Origin of the sequence: Blautia sp. OF03-15BH (assembly GCF_003463065.1) — a bacterium.
Taxonomy (GTDB): domain Bacteria; phylum Bacillota; class Clostridia; order Lachnospirales; family Lachnospiraceae; genus Limivivens.
This window is the reverse complement of sequence record NZ_QSCM01000003.1, coordinates 241,610-261,791: the sequence shown is the minus strand read 5'-3', so window position 1 is coordinate 261,791 and position 20,182 is coordinate 241,610. Positions and strand designations below refer to the sequence as shown.

18 protein-coding genes and 1 pseudogene are annotated in these 20,182 nt (G+C 46.7%); 17 read left to right on the top strand and 2 right to left on the bottom strand.

Going from position 1 to position 20,182, the window contains the following annotated elements; genetic code table 11:
• Nucleotides 1–64: 64 nt before the first annotated feature.
• The 11 genes and pseudogenes from DXA57_RS05470 to DXA57_RS05425 all read left to right on the top strand — a co-directional run bounded on the left by DXA57_RS05470 (nt 65) and on the right by DXA57_RS05425 (nt 11,241).
• A complete protein-coding gene (locus tag DXA57_RS05470) occupies nt 65–493 on the top strand; it encodes an MmcQ/YjbR family DNA-binding protein (RefSeq protein WP_117765401.1) in 429 nt (142 codons plus the stop codon).
• A gap of 142 nt (nt 494–635) precedes the next feature.
• Nucleotides 636–2,726 carry a glycogen debranching protein gene (locus DXA57_RS05465; RefSeq protein ID WP_117765399.1) on the top strand — a complete coding sequence of 697 codons (2,091 nt, stop codon included), beginning with the start codon at nt 636–638 and terminating at the stop codon, nt 2,724–2,726.
• 208 nt (nt 2,727–2,934) lie between these two features.
• Nucleotides 2,935–2,997, top strand: a complete 63-nt coding sequence (locus DXA57_RS17900; protein ID WP_442857669.1) for a helix-turn-helix domain-containing protein — start codon at nt 2,935–2,937, stop codon at nt 2,995–2,997.
• A 56-nt stretch (nt 2,998–3,053) separates the two neighbouring features.
• Nucleotides 3,054–3,107, top strand: a pseudogene (locus DXA57_RS17895) (hypothetical protein); the annotation flags it as partial.
• Between the two features lie 15 nt (nt 3,108–3,122).
• Nucleotides 3,123–3,380, top strand: coding sequence for an AbrB/MazE/SpoVT family DNA-binding domain-containing protein (locus DXA57_RS05460; RefSeq protein ID WP_334294759.1), 258 nt, complete (start codon nt 3,123–3,125; stop codon nt 3,378–3,380).
• 368 nt (nt 3,381–3,748) lie between these two features.
• Entirely contained in the window at nt 3,749–5,407 is a 1,659-nt protein-coding gene (locus DXA57_RS05450) for a flavodoxin family protein (RefSeq protein WP_117765397.1), read from the top strand.
• Between the two features lie 253 nt (nt 5,408–5,660).
• On the top strand, nt 5,661–6,524 hold the full coding sequence (locus tag DXA57_RS05445; RefSeq protein WP_117765489.1) for a serine hydrolase domain-containing protein: 864 nt from the start codon (nt 5,661–5,663) through the stop codon (nt 6,522–6,524).
• A 335-nt stretch (nt 6,525–6,859) separates the two neighbouring features.
• The gene (locus DXA57_RS05440; RefSeq protein ID WP_117765395.1) at nt 6,860–7,345 is read left to right on the top strand and encodes a hypothetical protein; all 486 of its coding nucleotides are present in this window, start codon (nt 6,860–6,862) and stop codon (nt 7,343–7,345) included.
• A complete protein-coding gene (locus DXA57_RS05435; protein WP_147345659.1) occupies nt 7,284–7,619 on the top strand; it encodes a hypothetical protein in 336 nt (111 codons plus the stop codon). Before DXA57_RS05440 ends, DXA57_RS05435 begins: the two co-directional genes overlap by 62 nt.
• 6 nt (nt 7,620–7,625) lie before the next feature.
• Entirely contained in the window at nt 7,626–8,549 is a 924-nt protein-coding gene (locus DXA57_RS05430; protein WP_243005713.1) for a carbohydrate ABC transporter permease, read from the top strand.
• A 40-nt stretch (nt 8,550–8,589) separates the two neighbouring features.
• Nucleotides 8,590–11,241 (top strand): alpha-L-rhamnosidase, encoded by a 2,652-nt coding sequence (locus tag DXA57_RS05425; protein ID WP_117765391.1) that lies wholly within the window; start codon nt 8,590–8,592, stop codon nt 11,239–11,241.
• 191 nt (nt 11,242–11,432) lie between these two features.
• On the opposite strand, the gene rpsT is transcribed toward DXA57_RS05425, so the two are convergent.
• Nucleotides 11,433–11,696: a 30S ribosomal protein S20 gene (gene rpsT / locus DXA57_RS05420; protein ID WP_117765389.1), complete on the bottom strand. Its 264-nt coding sequence runs from the start codon at nt 11,694–11,696 to the stop codon at nt 11,433–11,435.
• A 202-nt stretch (nt 11,697–11,898) separates the two neighbouring features.
• Between rpsT and gpr the strand changes: the two genes are divergently transcribed.
• The 4 genes from gpr (at nt 11,899) to hemW (ending at nt 17,285) form a co-directional block, all read left to right on the top strand.
• Nucleotides 11,899–12,855 carry a GPR endopeptidase gene (gene gpr / locus DXA57_RS05415; protein ID WP_117765387.1) on the top strand — a complete coding sequence of 319 codons (957 nt, stop codon included), beginning with the start codon at nt 11,899–11,901 and terminating at the stop codon, nt 12,853–12,855.
• Between the two features lie 80 nt (nt 12,856–12,935).
• Entirely contained in the window at nt 12,936–14,159 is a 1,224-nt protein-coding gene (gene spoIIP / locus DXA57_RS05410; protein ID WP_117765385.1) for a stage II sporulation protein P, read from the top strand.
• A 163-nt stretch (nt 14,160–14,322) separates the two neighbouring features.
• Nucleotides 14,323–16,134 carry a translation elongation factor 4 gene (gene lepA, locus DXA57_RS05405; RefSeq protein WP_117765383.1) on the top strand — a complete coding sequence of 604 codons (1,812 nt, stop codon included), beginning with the start codon at nt 14,323–14,325 and terminating at the stop codon, nt 16,132–16,134.
• The gene (gene hemW / locus DXA57_RS05400; RefSeq protein WP_117765381.1) at nt 16,131–17,285 is read left to right on the top strand and encodes a radical SAM family heme chaperone HemW; all 1,155 of its coding nucleotides are present in this window, start codon (nt 16,131–16,133) and stop codon (nt 17,283–17,285) included. The genes lepA and hemW overlap by 4 nt, the downstream gene beginning before the upstream one ends.
• Nucleotides 17,286–17,467: 182 nt before the next feature.
• Here the strand turns inward: hemW and DXA57_RS05395 are convergent, their stop codons facing one another.
• On the bottom strand, nt 17,468–18,172 hold the full coding sequence (locus DXA57_RS05395) for a hypothetical protein (protein ID WP_117765379.1): 705 nt from the start codon (nt 18,170–18,172) through the stop codon (nt 17,468–17,470).
• A 290-nt stretch (nt 18,173–18,462) separates the two neighbouring features.
• On the opposite strand from DXA57_RS05395, the gene hrcA reads away from it, so the two are divergent.
• Both hrcA and grpE read left to right on the top strand, forming a co-directional pair.
• Nucleotides 18,463–19,503: a heat-inducible transcriptional repressor HrcA gene (gene hrcA, locus DXA57_RS05390; protein ID WP_117765377.1), complete on the top strand. Its 1,041-nt coding sequence runs from the start codon at nt 18,463–18,465 to the stop codon at nt 19,501–19,503.
• 29 nt (nt 19,504–19,532) lie between these two features.
• On the top strand, nt 19,533–20,129 hold the full coding sequence (gene grpE, locus DXA57_RS05385; protein WP_117765485.1) for a nucleotide exchange factor GrpE: 597 nt from the start codon (nt 19,533–19,535) through the stop codon (nt 20,127–20,129).
• Nucleotides 20,130–20,182 lie beyond the last annotated feature (53 nt).

Sequence of the window (20,182 nt, the reverse complement as noted above, 5' to 3'; positions counted from 1 at the left end):
TAAGGACTTGGATGTAAACGCGATTGTAGGGAGAATTTGAGATGCAAGTGAGCTGTTATAAGAGATGACACGACAAGAATTATTTACATGGATACGTCAGCAGTACGGCACAGAGCCGGAGTACCCCTGGCATGACTGGAATGCTGTGCTGCGGCACAATGACAATAATAAATGGTATGGTGTAGTTCTGGAAGTATCGGCTGATAAGTTGGGATTGCCGGAGGCAGGCATTATTGATGTCCTTAATGTGAAAAGTGATCCGCTACTGATCGGCTCTCTTCGCGGGCAGGACGGCTATTTTCCGGCCTATCACATGAACAAGGAAAAATGGCTCAGTATTCAGCTTGGCAAAACGGAATTGGATGATGCCATCAAAGACCTGCTTTCTTTGAGCTATGAGTTGACAGCACCGAAAAAGCGCAACCCAAAATCGTCTGCACTATGCCGATTTCGGCATAGTGCAGACGATTTTATAGTCTTTATCCGGAAATAATTGCATCTGAGATACTGGCCTATAAGGAATGGTATGAGGATTGAAATTGTAAAAAGCAACCGAAGAAAACACGCGAAAATGTTGCCAAGACAAGCAAACAGTAGAAAATCATAAATTGTGATACCAAGAAAGGAGCTGCATTATGTATGGCGAACAGATAGTTGCATCAGGAGCACTGCATCTCATTCCGTTGGACAATATAAATGGATATGATGTCAGGCCTGGATTTTATGAAATCAGTGGAGCGACGGCACTGAGAGAGGGCGTGAATTTTACGGTCTGTTCTCTGGAAGCATCCAGTGTGGAGCTGCTTCTTTATCACAGGGGTGACAAGGAGCCGTATGCAGTTCTTCCTTTTCCGAAGCATTATCAAATCGGCAGTGTTTATTCGATGATTGTGTTTGGACTGGATATTTATGATTTTGAGTATGCGTACCGTGTGGATGGAGTGCATGATCCGGAAAAGGGGCTGATTTTTGACAAAACAAAACCGCTTCTGGATCCGTATGCGAGAGCGGTAACCGGACAGAGTGTATGGGGGGAGCAGCCAAATCAGGATCATGACTACCATGCCAGGGTTGTGGTGAATGATTTTGATTGGGGCGATCATGCAGATCCGATGAAACCGATTGAGGATCTGATTATATATGAGCTTCATGTCCGGGGTTTTACAAAAGACCCTTCTTCCGGTGTTTCTCACCCGGGAACTTTTGAGGGGATCCGGGAGAAAATCCCTTATTTGAAGGACCTTGGAATCACAGCCGTTGAATTGATGCCTGTCTTTGAGTTTGATGAGACAATGGGAAGGCGTGAAGTGAATGGACGGATGCTTCTGGATTATTGGGGATATAACCCGGTAAGCTTTTTTGCACCGAATACCAGCTATACGGCGAACAAGGAGTTTAACCGGGAAGGTGATGAGCTGAAGGCACTGATTCGCGATTTGAATTCCAATGGTATCGAAGTGATTCTGGATGTCGTTTTTAATCATACGGCAGAAGGAAACGAGCAGGGACCGTTTTTCTCATTTAAAGGATTTGATAACCGGGTTTACTATATGTTGACACCCGATGGGATGTATTACAATTTCAGCGGCTGCGGCAATACCTTGAACTGTAATCATCCGGTGGTGCAGATGTTGATCCTGGAATGTCTGCGGTACTGGACAATTGAGTATCATGTGGATGGCTTTCGGTTTGATCTGGCGAGTATTCTGGGGAGAAATGAAGATGGATCGCCGATGAGTCAGCCGCCTCTTCTGAAAAATCTGGCAGAGGATCCGATCCTTCGCAATGTAAAATTGATTGCGGAAGCCTGGGATGCAGGCGGACTTTATCAGGTCGGAAACTTTCCGGCTTTTTCACGTTGGGCAGAATGGAACGGGAAGTACCGGGATGATATGCGGAGCTTCCTGAAGGGCGATTACTGGTTTGCCGAAGCAGCAGCAAACAGGCTCACTGGTTCGGCAGATCTCTATTCCGGCCAGTATCAGGGCTATGACTCGTCGATCAATTTTCTTACCTGTCACGATGGTTTTTCGCTTTGGGACCTTTATTCCTATAACGAAAAGCACAACGAAGATAATGGTTGGAACAATACAGATGGAAGTGACGATAATCGTAGCTGGAACTGTGGCGCAGAAGGTGAGACATCTGATCCGGAGATACAGAAACTGCGCTTCCAGATGATAAAAAATGCCTGCATGTCTCTGATGTGCAGCCGCGGAACGCCGATGTTTCTTTCCGGGGATGAGTTTGGTGACACCCGTTTTGGAAATAATAACCCGTACTGTCAGGATAATGAGATATCCTGGCTGAACTGGAATCGTTTGGAAGAAAATCGAGAGCTGTATAGTTTCTTCAAAAAAATGATCTGGTTTCGCAGAGAACATCCGGCGATTCGCAGCGATCAGAAACCATCAGCGACTGGATTCCCTGCAGTCAGTGTACATACCAACAGACCCTGGGACGGCACGATTGGATCGGAGACAAAGGCACTTGCAATCTGCTATGCGGGAAAGGCCGCACAGGGAGAAGATCTGGTCTATATGGCACTGAATGTGTACTGGGAAGGTCAGAAATTTGAATTGCCGAAGCTCCCTGATGGTTACGAATGGAGATGTTTTGCTGATACGGCATTAGATGGAACCGGAAAAGCAGATCATAGTTCGGTTATTACAGAGTATTGGATGCATCCAAGATCAGCAGCCGTATTTACAGGTGTAAAAAGGTGATGTGACAAAGAATTATTTCCTGTATTGTCTTACTTCAGACCTTAATGTTCTTATACGAGGGAGGCCGGTCATGATCACCTTATTTTGCGGTTTCGGATATATGGTGGTGCTGCTGTCCGTGCTTATCTGCCTGTGGCTGCGGAAAAAAGGTGTTGCCCGTTTTTCTGCTCTATAGCGGTCTAAAGACAACCTTGTATCCGTACGTAAAATGCATGGCTTTTCGCAGGAGGAACTGGCCGAAAAGATTGGTGTAAGCAGACAGACACTGTAAAGCGGACATTCGCAATCCGCTTCGCTACTTGCTCATGAACGCAGTCGCTTCGCGATCTGCGTTCAAAATACGAAACAGGAGAATCCTTACCTGCCATTGAGAGGTGTAAACTCCTGGCAGAAGTATTGGATGTAAGTCTGGATGATCTTGTAAATTATGACAGAGAAAGCAGCAATAATCTTGGGCTGGGTGTTCCGCCAAAGGGAAAGCATGTTTTTGGGATCACGAAAGTGGGAGAGAAAGGCCAGATTGTGATACCGGCAAAAGCAAGAAAAATATTTGATATTCAGCCAGGTGATAATCTGATCCTATTGGGCGATGAAAGTCAGGGAATTGCTATTATCAAAGAAAAAAGACTGGTGGAGATATTAAACTCTATTTGACTTTTACGACAAGTCTGGTTTTGTTCTGGCCAAAACCAAGGGCGCGCATTAGGCCGGTGACCCGGATGCGGACTATTTTCTCATCAAAGAACGGAACCACGGATTTCTGGACGGCATCTCCGGCACTTACAAAGACCACGATGGGTATTTTTTGACCGGGATTTTACAACAAGTTTTCAGAATACAGATTGCATATTTTGCAGTACTCGTTTATATTGGATATATAGTTTGAGATGCTCAACATTTGACGCAACAGAGGAATAGAAGGGAAAACGTTCAGATCTTTCCAAAGAGAAAGCAAAGAAGGATCAAAGAGTGCCAGATATTCGAGGCTGTGCCTGGTGTTAAAGAACTGGAGGCTTTAAAGCATGAAGATACTTCTGATAAATGGAAGCCCAAAAGGCAAAGGCAGCAATTCATTAAAGCTTGCATACAGTTTTCTTGAGGGATTTAAAGATGGATGTGCACGTAAGGGAGAAGATCTGTCTATTGAAGAGCTGCATGTAGCTTCGATGAAAATAGGAGCGTGCAAGGGCTGCTTTGCATGTTGGAAGAAAACGCCTGGGATATGCTGTATAAAGGATGATATGCAGGCGGTTATCGAAAAACAGCTGGAAGCGGATCTTATTTTATGGTCTTTCCCACTGTATTATTTTAATGTTCCGGGAATATTAAAGAATCTGATCGATCGTCAGCTTCCGATGAGTCTTCCTTTTATGAGTGCAAGGCAGAACGGATGCGGAAGCGGCAGTCATGATGCCAGATATGATATGGAAGGGAAAAGGCATGTGTTGATCTCTACCTGTGGTTTTTATTCCGCAGACGGAAATTACGACAGTGTATTGCGGATGTTTGATCATTTTCTCGGTAAGGGGAACTATACGACCATTTTTTGCGGCCAGGGAGAATTGTTTCGCGTAAAAGAATTGTCAGCAAGAACCGATGAATATCTGGCTGAAGTAAAACGTGCAGGTTCCGAATATGCAATGACAGGAGAAATTTCCGAAAAAACGGATGAAATCCTTCACACACTTTTATATCCCCGGGATATATTTGAAAAAATGGCGGATGCCAGTTGGGGGATCAGCAAAACGACCGGTGAGAAAGAACCGGATGATCTTGTGTTTACCCGGCAAATGGCTGCTCTTTATAACAAAGACGCCTATGATGGAAAAGAACGCGTACTTGAGATGCACTTTACCGATTTGGATCATACATATCAGATCCGGCTTGGAAAAGAAGGAAGCGAGGTTGTTACAGATGGAAGGCTTTCTTCCACTACCCGCATAGATACACCTTTTACTGTATGGTCAGCGATTTCTCGAGGAGAGATCGGAGGTGCGGAAGCACTGGGGAAACAGATGTATACGGTATCCGGTGATTTTTCCCTGATGATAGACTGGGATAAATTTTTTGAAAGCACCGCTGCAGTCCAGGAAGCAGAGAAAAAGTCCCAAAATACGGTGGAACAAAAAATCCCTTCCATGACGACAATGCTGATACCATGGATCACGTTTTGGATCGCTGTTTCTATGAATGCGAAGGCAGGGGCTGTGATCACCCTTCTTGTGATTGCAGCGGTACCACTTATTATGAGAAAACATGAACTGATCATCTGGGACCAGCTTTCCATGGCAGCCGTTGCCATACTTTCTGCAGCAGCAAATATAACCGGAAATGGAGATATTCCTACCAATATAGGGTATCTTATATTTGGACTGTTCTGGCTGCTTTCATGCCTGACAAAAGAACCTTTGTGCGCTGCATATGTAAAATATAATTATGGTGGTGAACGTGCACATCAAAATCCTCTCTTTATGAAGACAAATGGTATTCTTGCAATGGCATGGGGATCCTTATATGTGCTGACTGCGATCTGGACCTTTCTGCTCCGGAAAGCCGGGCTTGGAAATGTGCTCCTCCTTGTGAATAATCTGATTCCTGTATGGATGGGGCTGTTCACCGTATGGTTTGAAAAATGGTATCCGGCATGGATGGCAGGAGGAAAGGCAGGCAGAAGGAGATGAAAATCTGAATGTGTTTGACTTTGCACTCGATCAGGCGGATGGTCAGGTTTTCATGTTGGAGATCACCCGGTCTTCAACAGGCATCACGGGATATTCGCTTCAATAACCGATAGTCCCCTTACCATGCATAAAAATACATATTGTATCTTTTATTATGTGCCAGGAAGAGATATAATAAGAGAAATACAGATGAAGCATTCTTACGAACGGGAAGACGGATTCGAAGAAAAATAAAGAAGAGAGGTGCATGTTTATGGATATATCTGAATTTGTAGAAATTGCCAAAGGATTGCATGTCCTTGGCATAAAGATCACAAAAGATGATGAGTTGATCAATGAATGGTACAGTGAAGAGGAATGTCGCAGAAATATTTATTCAGCAACAAAGAGTTTTACCTCTTGTGCCGTTGGCTTTGCAGTTCAGGAGGGCCTGCTGTCTTTGGATGAAAAGCTGACTGATGCTTTCTCAGAAGATTTACCTGAGGTGGTCGATGAAAATTTACAGACAGCAACCGTCAGGGACCTGCTTACGATGTGTTTAGGCCAGGAAGCGGGCAGCCTCATGGGAGGACAGCGTCCCTTATACCAGGAAGATGACTGGGTAAAAATGTCTTTAGCGATACCATTTAAATACAAGCCGGGTACGCATTTTGTATATAACAATGTCGGACCATATCTGGCAGGCATTCTTGTACAAAGACGTTCCGGCTGTGACCTGGTTTCCTATCTTACCCCAAGACTTTTTACACATCTTGGGATAAAGCGCCCGACATGGGAGACAGATCCTCTTGGAAACAGTTTTGGCGCAGGCGGATTATTCCTTACGCTTTCTGAACTTCATAAATTCGGCTTGTTTTATCTGAATAAGGGGAAGTGGAATGGCAGACAGATCTTATCTGAAAAATGGATAGAAGAAAGCACTGCGGCAGCTGACACAAACAATTATGGCTATCTTTTCTGGAGAGGAGAATATAATTCCTTCAGAGCCGATGGAAAATATTCCCAGATCACCATGATCCTTCCGGATAAGCATGCGGTTGTTTCACTTGTTGCAGAATGCCGTAAAGGGGAAGAACTTATGAGAGCCGTATATGATCTTGTCTGTGCAAAATTATAGTCGATTGACCTGACCGCTTCACTGTACAATCCAGTGAGGCGGTTTTTTTATATAGATACACTTCTGGATGCCATTGTGAGCCAACAGAAAAACAGCCCGTCAGACAGGTGCAATATTTATCTGTTACGGTGAAAGATTGGATGGCAGAAAAGTAGAAAAGAAACAGTTTCCAGACAAAAGTCCGAAAACATGTAACTTGTAAAGAGGAGAAAGGATTTGCTATGATGGAATAAAAGAATTCAAGAGAGGAGCAAACGGAATGAAACTGGATGAGAGAAAAAAAGAATTTCAAAATCCCGGTCCGGCTTTTCGGGCGAAGCCCTTCTGGGCCTGGAATGGAAAACTGGCTGTATGATGAGGACCGCTGGCCGTCCGGAAGTGCCGGTGGTATGGTGACCAGATATAAAAAATACCGGGCTAAATTTCTGGAGATGACTCTTTTGGACAGGACAGAGTATCGCCGGATGCGTTGGACTCAGAATCTGGTGGCAGTGTTTGCCTGCCGTATGGAGGAAGAGCTCCTGTACTCCAAACGCCGTCTTTGCAAGGGAGACCGTCTGGAAGCAGGAGAGACAGCCGTGGTCTTTCGGAAAATCTATGCGGAAAAGAATGATAATTACAATGGCTACTGCTATGTGGATACCATGAGCCGGGAGGCTACGGATTATTTCCTTAAAATCACGCATGAAAAGTATCGGAAGAAATGCGGAAAACGTCTGGGAACAAAATTGTCAGGAGCTGTTTCTGGAAAACTTTGCAATGCCCATTCAGGAATGGTGCCGCAAGAACCATATGCTTCTGACGGGGCATGTACTCCATGAGGATTCCCTGTGCTGTCAGGCTACCATGCAGGGGTCCCTGATGCGATACTATGAGTATATGGATGATCCGGGCATCGACATTTTGTCAGAGTATAATACCTGCTACTGGGCAGTTACGCAGGTTTCCTCTGTGGCAAGGCAGCTGGGCAAAAAGTGGGTCCTTTCGGAACTGGACGGCTGTACCGGCTGGCAGATGAACTTCCAGTCATATAAAAATATCGGAGACTGGCAGGCTCTTCTGGGGATCAATCTCCGATGTCCGCATTTATCCTGATATACGATGAAGGGGGAAGCGAAACGCGACTATCCTGCCAGCATTCTGCATCAGTCCCCCTGGTATCGGGAATACCGTTATGTAGAGGATTATTTCTCACGCATCCATACGGCCCTGTCTGACGGGAAAAATGAGAGCAGCCTTTTGGTCATGAATCCGATCGAGAGTGTATGGCTGGGGCATGTATTCCTGCTGCCAAAGGGCTTTACCATCATTGCCTATGAGGCAGTAGCAGAATATAAAGATATTTGGGTCGGATACCGCAATACCCTGTTTTATACCATTGTTGGTACGCTGATCAATATGATTCTGACCATCTGCGCCGCTTATCCTCTGGCTCGAAAAGATTTTATGCCAAGAAATGTGCTGATGTTCTTTTTTATGCTGACGATGTATTTCAGCGGAGGTCTGATCCCGACCTACCTGGTGGTAAATAACCTGCATCTGACGAATACGGTCTGGGCGATGATCATTCCGGGAGCGGTTTCCATATACAATGTCATCATTACAAGAACCTACTTTGTAAACAGCATCCCCAAGTCTCTGGAAGAGGCGGCAGAACTGGATGGGGCAAATACCCTGCAGCTGCTTATAAAGGTGGTACTGCCCCTGTCAAAACCGATTCTGGCAGTGATCGGTCTTTACTATGCAGTAGGACACTGGAACGATTTTTATACGGCACTGCTTTATATCAATAAAAAGAATCTTTTGCCGCTGCAGTCCTTCTTAAGAGATCTTCTGATGTCCAACAAGATGAGTATTGCAAATATGCAGGGACTGGATGCAGCTGCCATGGAGGCGAAAATGCAGCTTTCACAAACATTAAAGTACAGTGTGATCATCGTATCCACGATACCGGTGCTCTGTATCTATCCCTTTATCCAGAAGTATTTTGTGAAAGGTGTTATGATCGGTTCCGTGAAGGGATAAAAAAAGAAACGATTCGTAAGAGAAAAAGGAGGTATGAAAGATGATCATTGAGTGTCTGAGGACGAATCATGTAGAAAATCCGCTTGGATATCTGATGGAACGTGTCAGTTTTTCCTGGATCGTAACAGAAGCAGCTGGTATGCATGCAGTCAGATCCAGAGTGAGAGTGGCGTTGGATGAAGCGATGACAAACGTGATTCACGACAGCGGGGAGCAGGTGGATATCCGTTCTGTGGATTACGCGCCGGAACTGGAACTGCAGCCGGAAACACGTTATTACTGGCAGGTGGAAGTCTGGGATGATAAGGGAGATCACGGGAAAAGTGAAACCGCGTATTTTGAGACGGCAGCACAGCTGAAAGAATCCGCATGGATCAGGGCTCCCTTTGAAAAAAAGACCCATCCGCTGTTTCGGAAGAAAATATCGGTAGAACAGAAGCCGGTGAAAGCGAGACTGTACATTTGTGGACTCGGGGTATATGAGGCTTATGTAAATGGTGAAAAGATCGGCGACGAATATCTGACACCATATTGTAACGATTACAATCTCTGGCTTCAGTATCAGACATATGATGTGACGGATCAGATCCATGAGGGCGACAACTGCCTGGGTGTCATGCTTGGAAACGGCTGGTACAAAGGTCGTTTCGGTTTTGTGGAGCATATGGGAGAACTGTATGGCGATACCTGTCATATGATCTGTGAACTGCATCTGACGTATGCGGATGGTTCAAAATGTGTCATTCCATCGGATGAAAGCTGGCTCTGTGCACCCGCCCCCGTTCTGGAAAGCAGTATTTATGACGGAGAGATCTGGGACAGCAGGAAAGAAATACCGGGCTGGTCCGAGGCTGGTTGTGAGGCAGAGGGCTTTGTCCATGCTGTGCGGTATGAAGAGAAGAAGGGACTTCTGGTTCCGCGCTTAAGTCTTCCGGTGAAGATTATGGAGAAAATCAAACCGGCAGAGTTGATCCACACAGCAGCAGATGAGCTTGTGATCGATTTTGGGCAGGAAATGACCGGTTGGGTGGAATTTCTCTGCGAAGAACCGGAAGGAAGTGAGATCGTCTTCCAGTTTGGTGAGATTTTACAGGAAGGGAAATTTTATAATGAAAACCTTCGCTCTGCAAAAGAGGAATACCATTATATTTCCAATGGAAAGAAGGTCTGGGTACGTCCGCATTTTACATTCTATGGCTTCCGGTACATGAAAGTGACCGGCATAAAGGATGTGCGTCTGGAAAATTTTGCAGGCTGTGTGATGTATTCTGAGATGGAAAGGACCGGCAGGATCCAGACGTCCGATCCAAAGGTAAATCAGCTGGTGCATAATGCACTGTGGGGACAGAAGGGCAACTTCCTGGATGTTCCGACAGACTGTCCGCAGAGGGATGAGCGGATGGGCTGGACGGGTGATGCACAGGTATTTTCGGCAACAGCAAGCTACAATATGTATACACCGGCATTCTATCGTAAGTATCTGTATGATATGAAACTGGAACAGGATACCCTGAATGGTTCCGTGCCTCATGTTGTGCCGGATGTCCTGGGACAGATCGACCGGATCCTTCATGCAAAGGATAAGGAATCGGATAACGTGGCTGTCAGTACGGCACATGGCTCCTGTGCCTGGTCCGATGCAGGAACCGTGATCCCCTGGACGATCTATCAGGCTTTTGGCGATAAAACCCTGCTGGAACAGCAGTATGGTAATATGAAAAGCTGGGCAGATTACATCCGGAAAGTGGATGTGGAGAAGTGCGGCGGCTCCTTCCTATGGACGGACGGCTTCCATTTTGCAGACTGGCTGGCATTGGATAATTACCACAAAGGCAGTTGCTTCGGGGCTACAGATCCGTACTTTGTAGCCAGTGCTTACTATTATTATTCGGTATCTCTGACTGCAAAAGCGGCAAAAGCACTGGAAAAAAAGGAAGACGCTGCCTATTATGAAGATCTGGCTTTGCATATCAAAGAAGCCTTTTTGAAAGAATACTATACAGCGACCGGCCGGCTGGCACAGGAAACACAGACGGCACTGGCAATCGTTCTCTGGCTGGACCTGATTCCGGAAGGTGCGAAACAGAGGCAGATCGACCGTTTGATGGAAAAACTGGAAGAAGAGAAGATGCATCTGACAACCGGTTTTGTGGGAACACCTCTTCTTTGCCCGGTTCTGACACAGAACGGGCATGCGGATGCAGCTTATACCTTGCTTTTGAATGAAGATTTCCCAAGCTGGCTGTACGAAGTTAATATGGGTGCGACGACGATCTGGGAACGGTGGAATTCAGTCCTTCCTGACGGAAGCATCAGTGATACGGGAATGAACAGTCTGAATCATTATGCGTATGGTTCGGTTGTAGAATGGATGTATCGTTATATGTGCGGTCTGAATGGATGCGAAGAAGCTCCTGGATATGAAAGATTTATGATCTGCCCGTATGTGGATGAACGTTTTGAATGGGTTCGTATGTCTTATGATTCTGCGAAAGGCAAGATCCGCAGTGAGTGGAGAAAAAAAGACAACGGTTATTTTTACAAAGTGGAAATCCCGTTTGACACAGAAGCGGATTTTGTTCTGAATCAGGATGCAGAGACCGTAACCGTGAATGAAGTGGAACGACCGAATCTGAAAAAAGGAGACAGGATCCACCTGGCTAAGGGTGTTTATGAGATTTATATGGCATGAATGACGTGCTTGTCAAGACCACCTGTTTGATAAAATAATCAGAGAATCTCTGGAGCCACGTGCCTTCTTGCGGTATCTTCTGGTGGATGAAGCAGAAAAGAGAGGGTCAGGAAATTTTAAAGGAATAAAAAAGACAACCAACTGACGGGATTGGTTGTCTTTTTATTTTCTATATGATGATTGAAACTCGATTACTGAATGCCGTTTACAGCTTTGGTCAGACGAGAAACTTTGCGGGCAGCATTGTTCTTGTGATATACACCCTTGGTAGCAGCTTTATCGATGATAGAAGTTGCATTCAGGAGAGCAGCTTTTGCAGCCTCAGCATCTTTCGCAACAACAGCGGCGTCCACTTTCTTGATAGCGGTTTTCACACCGGATTTGATAGCCTTGTTGCGCTCCATTTTAGTATTGTTTACGAGAATTCTTTTTTTTGCAGATTTAATGTTAGCCAATCCGTACACCTCCAAATATTTTCAATCGTTTTATCTTTTTTTCTTCCCATCGAGCATGGACTTTGACACGGAGACGGACAGCCCGGTGGAACATACCTCTATAGTTTAGTCGATAAGTTCCTGCTTGTCAATACATATTTCAGAGAAAATGAGAAAAAATATAGATAAAAACATAGATGAAAACATAGAAAGGAAGGAACGTATGCTGGGAAATTTTCATGTCCGTACGGACCTGGCGCTGGAGGCAAGGGAGAACTTCGGAGAGGCGGATGTAAAGATCAGAGGTGTCCGGGTGGAGACAAGAGAAGATGAGGAAAAAGAGATCCGGACGACACTGGTAAAGATCGAAACGGAGAATGGAGCGCGTACCATGGGAAAGCCGACAGGTACCTATATCACGCTGGAGGCGCCGAATCTTTCCTGCCAGGATGAGGATTATCACAGGGAGATCTCTGAGGAGCTGGCACATCATCTGAGGAAAATGATCGGTGAACGGGAACAGTCGGTCCTGGTGGTGGGGCTTGGAAACCGGGATGTGACACCGGATGCGCTTGGACCGAGGGTGGTCAGCAATATCCGGATCACCCGTCACATGATCCGGGAATATGGAAGGGCGGCTCTGGAAGGGAAAAAAGCCAATGAGATCAGTTCTCTGGTGCCCGGCGTCATGGCTCAGACCGGGATGGAGACGCTGGAGATCATCAAAGGTGTGGTGGAAGAAAGCAGACCGGATGTGGTGCTGGTCATTGATGCCCTGGCAGCCAGAAATACCAGACGGCTGAGCCGTACGATCCAGATTTCTGACACAGGGATCCATCCCGGTTCCGGTGTGGGGAACCACAGAAACGGGATCACTCGGGAAACGCTGGGAGTTCCGGTGATTTCCATTGGTGTGCCTACGGTAGTGGATGCTGCCACGATCGTAAATGACACGATGGAAGAAATGGTGGAGACTCTAGATGCCTCCGAAAAGATCCGTCAGCTGGGAGGGGCACTGGGAACGTTCAACCGGGTGGAAAAACAGCAGATGATCCGTGAACTGCTGTCTCCGCACCTGAATACCATGTATATGACGCCGAAGGATATTGATGAGACCGTGAAAAGAGTCAGCTTTACGATTTCGGAAGGGATCAATATCGCATTGGGACAGCTGGAATAGTTTTTCCGGCAGACGAATATATTGTAAGTATGTAACTGTTGAAAGACGGAGATTTTTTACCGGAAGAATGAGGTGGGAAGTTGCACCATTTCCGAAAACTGGTTCCCTATATAATAGGAAGTGTTCTTCTCCTGCTCGGACTTTACGTTCTGTGCAGGGGACTTTTGATCGCAGGAGAAAACGGCTGGGGTGGAAACGGCTTTTTTAAGAAGCTTCCAGGAAAGCTGGAAGAACTGGCAGTGGATACCTATAACGGGATACTGACCTGGGAAACGGAGACGGAAACAGGCAGCAGGCCTGGAGAGGGTATGGGACGGAAGGTCATGGATGTACTGTTTCCGCCGATGGAAGAAGAGACAGAACAAGAAACAGTAACAGAACAAGAGACAGAAAGCGAAACAGAACAAAATCTGGTTTCGGAAGAAGAAACATCTGTGGAGGAGACATCCGCAGAGACAGATCCTTCCAGCGTCAGTGTCTTTTCCAATGCGGCAATCCCGATGCCTGCGGCAGAATCTCTCCGTCAGTCCCCACAGGTCCTTCCGTGGGACAAAATGAAGGATTTTCATTTTTTGCTTGATCAGTATTTTATTCTGGATCCTTCTGCGGCCATAGACGAAGAACTTCTGAATCTGGATGCGCTTATGGGAAAAAATCTGACGATCCATACGGATACGGATGGTCCGCAGATTCTGATCTATCACACCCATTCGCAGGAAGCCTTTGCAGATTCCCGGCCGGGGGATCTCAGGGATACCATTATGGGAGTGGGAGAAAGACTGAAAGAGATCCTGACAGAGCAGTATGGCTTTGAAGTTCTTCATCATACGAAAGTCTACGATATGATCGATGGAAAACTGGATCGGAATAAGGCCTATAATCTGGCGGCACCGGATGTCGAAGCGATCCTGAAGGCGTATCCGTCTATCCAGGTCGTCATCGATCTGCACAGGGATGGCGTGGAGGACTATCGTTTTGTGACAGAATTTAACGGAAAGCCGGTGGCAAAGATCATGTTTTTCAATGGTCTGAGTTACAGTGCCCGAAATGGTCCGGTAGAGTATCTGCCGAATCCTTACATAGCAGATAATCTGGCTTTTTCTTTTCAGTTACAGATGAAAGCGGAAGAGTACTACCCAGGATTTACCAGGAATATTTATCTTCAGAGCCTCCGTTACAATCAGCATCTGAGCTCTCATTCATTACTGATCGAATCCGGAACCCAGTTAAATACGGTAGAAGAAGAGTACAATGCCATGGAACCGCTGGCAGATATTCTCAATCAGGTCTTGCGCGGAAAATAAGATAATGTTAAACTATTCAGAGCCAAGATGGCTCGGCACTGTATATTTACGGATATTATGGTAATTCTGCAACACACTGCATCCGATCCGGCTTTTGCAAACCGCTTTGCCTTTAACGGATGTCTGCGAATTGCTGTCAGAATCCCCTTCAGGAGGAAATTAAATGGCAATGGACCAAAGTAAAATCAGAAATTTTTGTATTATCGCGCATATCGACCATGGAAAATCCACACTTGCTGACCGTATCATTGAGATGACTGGCCTTCTCACCAAGAGAGAGATGCAGGAGCAGGTGCTGGACAACATGGAACTGGAACGGGAGCGTGGGATCACCATCAAATCCCAGGCAGTCCGTACCGTTTATCGTGCAAAAGACGGGGAGGAATATATTTTTAACCTGATCGATACCCCGGGACACGTAGACTTTAACTATGAGGTTTCCAGAAGTCTGGCTGCCTGTGACGGAGCGATCCTTGTAGTGGATGCAGCACAGGGGATCGAAGCCCAGACACTGGCCAATGTATATCTGGCACTGGATCATAACCTGGATGTATTTCCCGTTATCAACAAGATCGACCTTCCAAGTGCCGATCCGGAGCGTGTGATCAACGAGATCGAGGACGTGATCGGTATTGAGGCACAGGATGCACCGCAGATCTCTGCCAAGACAGGGCTGAATGTGGATCAGGTGCTGGAAGAGATCGTACACCGGATCCCGGCTCCTGGCGGAGATGCCAACAAACCGTTGAAAGCACTGATCTTTGACTCCCTTTATGATCCATACAGAGGCGTGATCATTTTTGTCCGTGTCATGGATGGTCGGGTGAAAAAAGGCACCCTGATCCATATGATGGCTACCGGCTGTACGGAGGACGTGGTGGAAGTCGGCTATTTCGGAGCCGGTCAGTTCATTCCCTGTGAAGAACTGACGGCAGGAATGGTAGGTTATATCACGGCTTCCCTGAAAAATGTAAAGGATACCCGTGTGGGTGATACGGTCACCGATGCTTCGAATCCCTGTGAAGAAGCTCTTCCGGGCTATAAAAAGGTCAACCCGATGGTATACTGTGGTATGTATCCGGCAGACGGGGCAAAATACCCGGATCTTCGGGATGCCCTGGAGAAACTTCAGCTCAACGATGCGTCACTGCAGTTCGAGCCGGAAACTTCGATCGCCCTGGGCTTTGGTTTCCGCTGTGGTTTTCTGGGACTTTTGCATCTGGAGATCATCCAGGAACGTCTGGAGAGAGAATACAACCTGGATATCGTGACGACAGCACCCGGCGTAGTCTATAAAGTGTACAAGACCAACGGGGATGTGATCGAACTGACCAATCCCTCCAACCTTCCGGATCCTTCGGAGATCGAATATATGGAGGAGCCGGTGGTATCGGCAGAGATCATGGTGACCAGTGAATACATCGGAGCTATTATGGATCTTTGTCAGGAGCGCCGTGGTATTTATGAGGGAATGGAATATATGGAGGCTACCCGTGCACTCCTGAAGTACACCCTTCCTCTGAATGAGATCATTTATGATTTCTTTGATGCGCTGAAATCCCGTTCCAGAGGTTACGCTTCCTTCGATTATGAGATGAAGGGCTATCAGCGTTCCGCTCTGGTGAAACTGGATATTCTTGTAAATAAAGAAGAAGTGGACGCACTGTCCTTCATCATTCATGCGGATACGGCCTACGAGAGAGCCAGAAAAATGTGTGAGAAGCTGAAGGAAGAGATTCCGAGACAGCTCTTTGAGATTCCCATCCAGGCAGCGATCGGAAGCAAGATCATTGCCCGTGAGACAGTCAAAGCAATGAGAAAAGATGTACTGGCGAAGTGTTACGGCGGTGATATCAGCCGTAAGAAGAAGCTTCTGGAAAAACAGAAGGAAGGAAAGAAGCGGATGCGTCAGGTGGGAAATGTGGAGATTCCGCAGAGAGCCTTCATGAGCGTGCTGAAGCTGGATGAAAACTGATGAAAGAACTGGAGCTTTATCTTCACATTCCGTTTTGTGTGAAAAAATGCAATTATTGTGATTTCTTATCTGCTCCGGCAGGGGAAGAGACAAGAGCTGCCTATGTAGACACCCTGCTTGAGGAGATCCGGGGATTTGACGAGCCGGAGGACTATGAAGTGGTGACGGTGTTTTTTGGCGGCGGGACACCGTCGATCCTTCCGGGACAGGCGATCTTACGGATCATGGAAGCTCTCAGGGAAAAATTTTCTTTCCGCAAAGGGGCAGAGATTACACTGGAAGCAAATCCGGGAACGGTAGACAAAGAAAAGCTTTCCTTTTATAAAAAGGCAGGGATCAACCGTTTAAGCTTCGGCCTTCAGTCTGCTGATGCGGAAGAACTGAAAAAGCTGGGCAGGATCCATACCTGGGAAAAATTTCTGGAAAGCTTTCAGCTGGCAAGAGAAGCCGGTTTTTCCAATATCAATGTGGATCTTATGTCGGCACTTCCGGGACAGACAAAGGAGAGCTGGGAAAAGACGCTGCGTCAGGTCCTCGCATTGCAGCCGGAGCATATTTCTGCCTACAGCCTTATCATTGAAGAAGGTACACCGTTTTATCAGCTTTATGAAAAAGATGTGGAGCGCAGAGATGCCGGAGAAGAGCCGGAACTCATCCCTTCCGAAGAGGAAGAACGGGCAATGTATGAAGCAACCGGCAGGATTTTGAAAGAACAGGGATATCTTCATTATGAAATATCCAATTATGCCAAACCGGGCAGGGAGTGCTGTCACAACCTCGGATACTGGCAGAGACGAGACTACCTTGGCTTCGGTCTTGGTGCATCGACGCTTTTAAATCCCGTGCGTTATAAGAACACAGAGGATCTCGAAGCCTATCTTGGAGGGGACTTTTCCAAAAAGGAATTTTTTGTCCTTACCAAAGACAATCAGATTGAAGAAACCATGTTTCTGGGGCTTCGTGTCCTGGAGGGTGTGTCCAAAGAGCAGTTCCGGGAACAGTTTTCCTGTGAACTTCGCGTCGTTTATCGGAAAGAACTGGAAAAGCTGGAGAAGGAAGGATTGCTGGAAGAAGAAGGAGATTTTGTCAGGCTGACGAGCCGGGGCATAGATCTTTCCAATCCGGTACTGGCAGAATTTTTATTATCTTAGGCGTTTGCTTCGTAATGGAGAACATCTGCAACGATTATAGGAGATGAGAAATCGAAAGATGTCATGTGTTGCATGACGTATCGCTCACAGCAGGAGTACTGCTGGCATTCTGGAAAGAAAAAAGACAACGGTCTGCTTTTGATAGAAAGCAGTTCCGTTGTCTTTTTTCTTTCGCCGGACGATCAGGCGGCAGTCAGACGGCTTACGACATAATAGTGAATGGAAAGATAGGTGCTGTCCGTGTAGTGGAGACCGTCTACCGTGGAAAAATCACCGGTGAGCAGATAATTGTAAACATCCAGGTACTGCTCCGGAAAAGCGGCTTTCAGTTTCTGGTTGAAAGCGTCGATGGCCTCATTGGTAACGGTGGAGCAGTCGTCAGTTACCGGATTGACAGACATAATATGAAAGTCCGTAACGGGATAGGAATCAAAAAGCTGCTTATAATAGGAAATGTAAGCATCTGCTTCTGTGATATCGTTGACACCCAGGTTCAGGATCACAGTGGCTTCCGGTGTATCGGAGAGAGCTGCTGCCAGCTCGCCGGTTCCGGTATTTTTCAGCCATTCATAACCTTCTCCTTCTTTGGCAATGTAACGGCAGGTATCGGAGGGATCATGCGCTTTTTCGGCAGAGGCCATGCCGACAGTCCTGGAATCTCCGACAAAGATGAAACTGTGGCTGGTTGTGCCTTCTGTTTCCGTGAGGTAGATATCCGGTTCCTGGATCGTGATGATATCTCCGCTGAACCCGTTCTTCAAGACGCTGACGGATTTACCGCTCATATAGAAGGTGAGATAAACGGCTCCGGCAAGGAGTACCAGGATCGTCAGGAATGCCAGTAGGATACCGAAATTGGAAAAGCCGGATTTTCTTCTTTTTTTCATAAACTCGTTCTGCCATCTTAAAAGACGGCGCCTTTCTTTCTTTTTCTATACTATATATCAGTGAAAAGCCGCTGTCAAGAAAACGGAAAATCGCAGAGGGTCCACTTTTTCTGATATTCACAATTTTTTCACAAAAAAACTGAAAATCCCTATTGACAAAGGTATGGTCAGGTGATATGTTATGTACATAGATGTTAGCACTCTATAGAGATGAGTGCTAACAACATCCGAAAGGATGTGGGCGAGTTACAAAAGATTCACTCTCTAGGAAGAAAAGGAGGACCTTAGGAATGCAGGAACTTGATGAGCGCAAGCAGAAAATCCTACATGCGATTATCCAGAACTATCTGGAAACGGGAGAGCCGGTAGGTTCCAGAACGATTTCCAAATATGCAGACTTGGGGTTAAGCTCCGCAACCATTCGTAATGAAATGTCGGATCTCGAGGAGATGGGTTACATCATTCAGCCTCACACCTCGGCAGGACGGATTCCCTCCGATATGGGTTATCGGTTTTACGTCGATCAGCTCATGAAGGAGAAGGAGCAGGAAGTCACCGAGATGAAGGAGCTCATGATCCAGCGGCAGGACAAGATGGAACTGGTATTAAAGCAGATGGCCAAGGTCTTGGCAGCCAATACCAACTACGCCACCATGATTACCTCGCCTCAGTATCATCGGACGAAGCTGAAATTCATCCAGCTGTCGGTGATCAGCGAAGATCAGCTGTTGGCGGTTGTGGTAGCGGAAGGCAATGTGGTGAAGAACAAAGTCATTCCCATCAGCCACGGCCTGGACAATGAGACGATCCTGAAGCTGAACATTCTGCTGAACACCAGCCTGAACGGCCTGACGATGGAAGAGATCAATCTTTCCACCATCGCCAAGCTGAAAGAGCAGGCGGGCATCCATAGTGAGGTTATCAACAGCGTGCTGGATGCGGTGGCAGAGGCCATTCAGATGGATGACGACCTGGAGGTTTACACCAGCGGTACGACGAACATTTTCAAGTACCCGGAGCTGGCGGACAGCACGAAGGCCAGCGCTCTCATCAGTGCCTTTGAGGATAAGCAGCAGCTCGCAAGCCTCATGGAAGACATGAAGGACGGCGAGGATACCGGCATCCAGGTCTACATCGGAAATGAGACACCGGGACAGACCATGAAGGACTGTAGTGTGGTAACGACCACCTATGAACTGGGTGAAGGGATGAAGGGAACCATCGGAATCATCGGACCGAAACGAATGGATTACGAAAAAGTGGTTGACAATCTGAAAACACTGACAAATCAGTTGGATCTGATTTTTAATAAGAACAAAGAAGGGCGGTAACAAACGTGGCTGAGGAAACAAAGAAAACAATGGATTCCGAAGAAGTAAAAACTTCCGAGGAAGAAAAGACAACCAGAGAGGAGACCGCAGACGAGACGGAGAAGCAGGCAGAACATGCGGAGGGAGCAGAAACCGAAGAGGATGCTGCTTCAGAGAAAAAAGGCTTCTTTGGGAAAAAGAATAAAAAAGACAAAAAAGATACTCAGATCGAGGATCTTACCGATAAACTGAGACGCCAGATGGCTGAGTTTGATAACTTCCGCAAACGGACCGAGAAAGAAAAATCCGGAATGTTTGAGATGGGTGCAAAAAGCGTGGTTGAGAAACTGCTTCCGGTGGTTGACAACTTCGAGCGCGGCCTTGCATCTGTTCCCGAAGATCAGAAGGAAGACCCCTTCGTGGCCGGTGTGGATAAGGTTTACAAACAGCTGCTCACCGTATTCGATGAGCTGGGAGTAAAACCCATCGAGGCAGTCGGCCAGCCCTTTGACCCGAATTTCCATAACGCAGTGATGCATGTGGAAGATGACGAGCAGGGCGAAAATGTAGTAGTAGAGGAATTTCAGAAAGGCTACATGTATCACGATTCCGTGGTACGCCACAGCATGGTAAAGGTAGCCAACTGATGGTTGTCTTCCCGGACAGGGAAGCTCATCCAGACTCATCCGCTCCGGCGGAT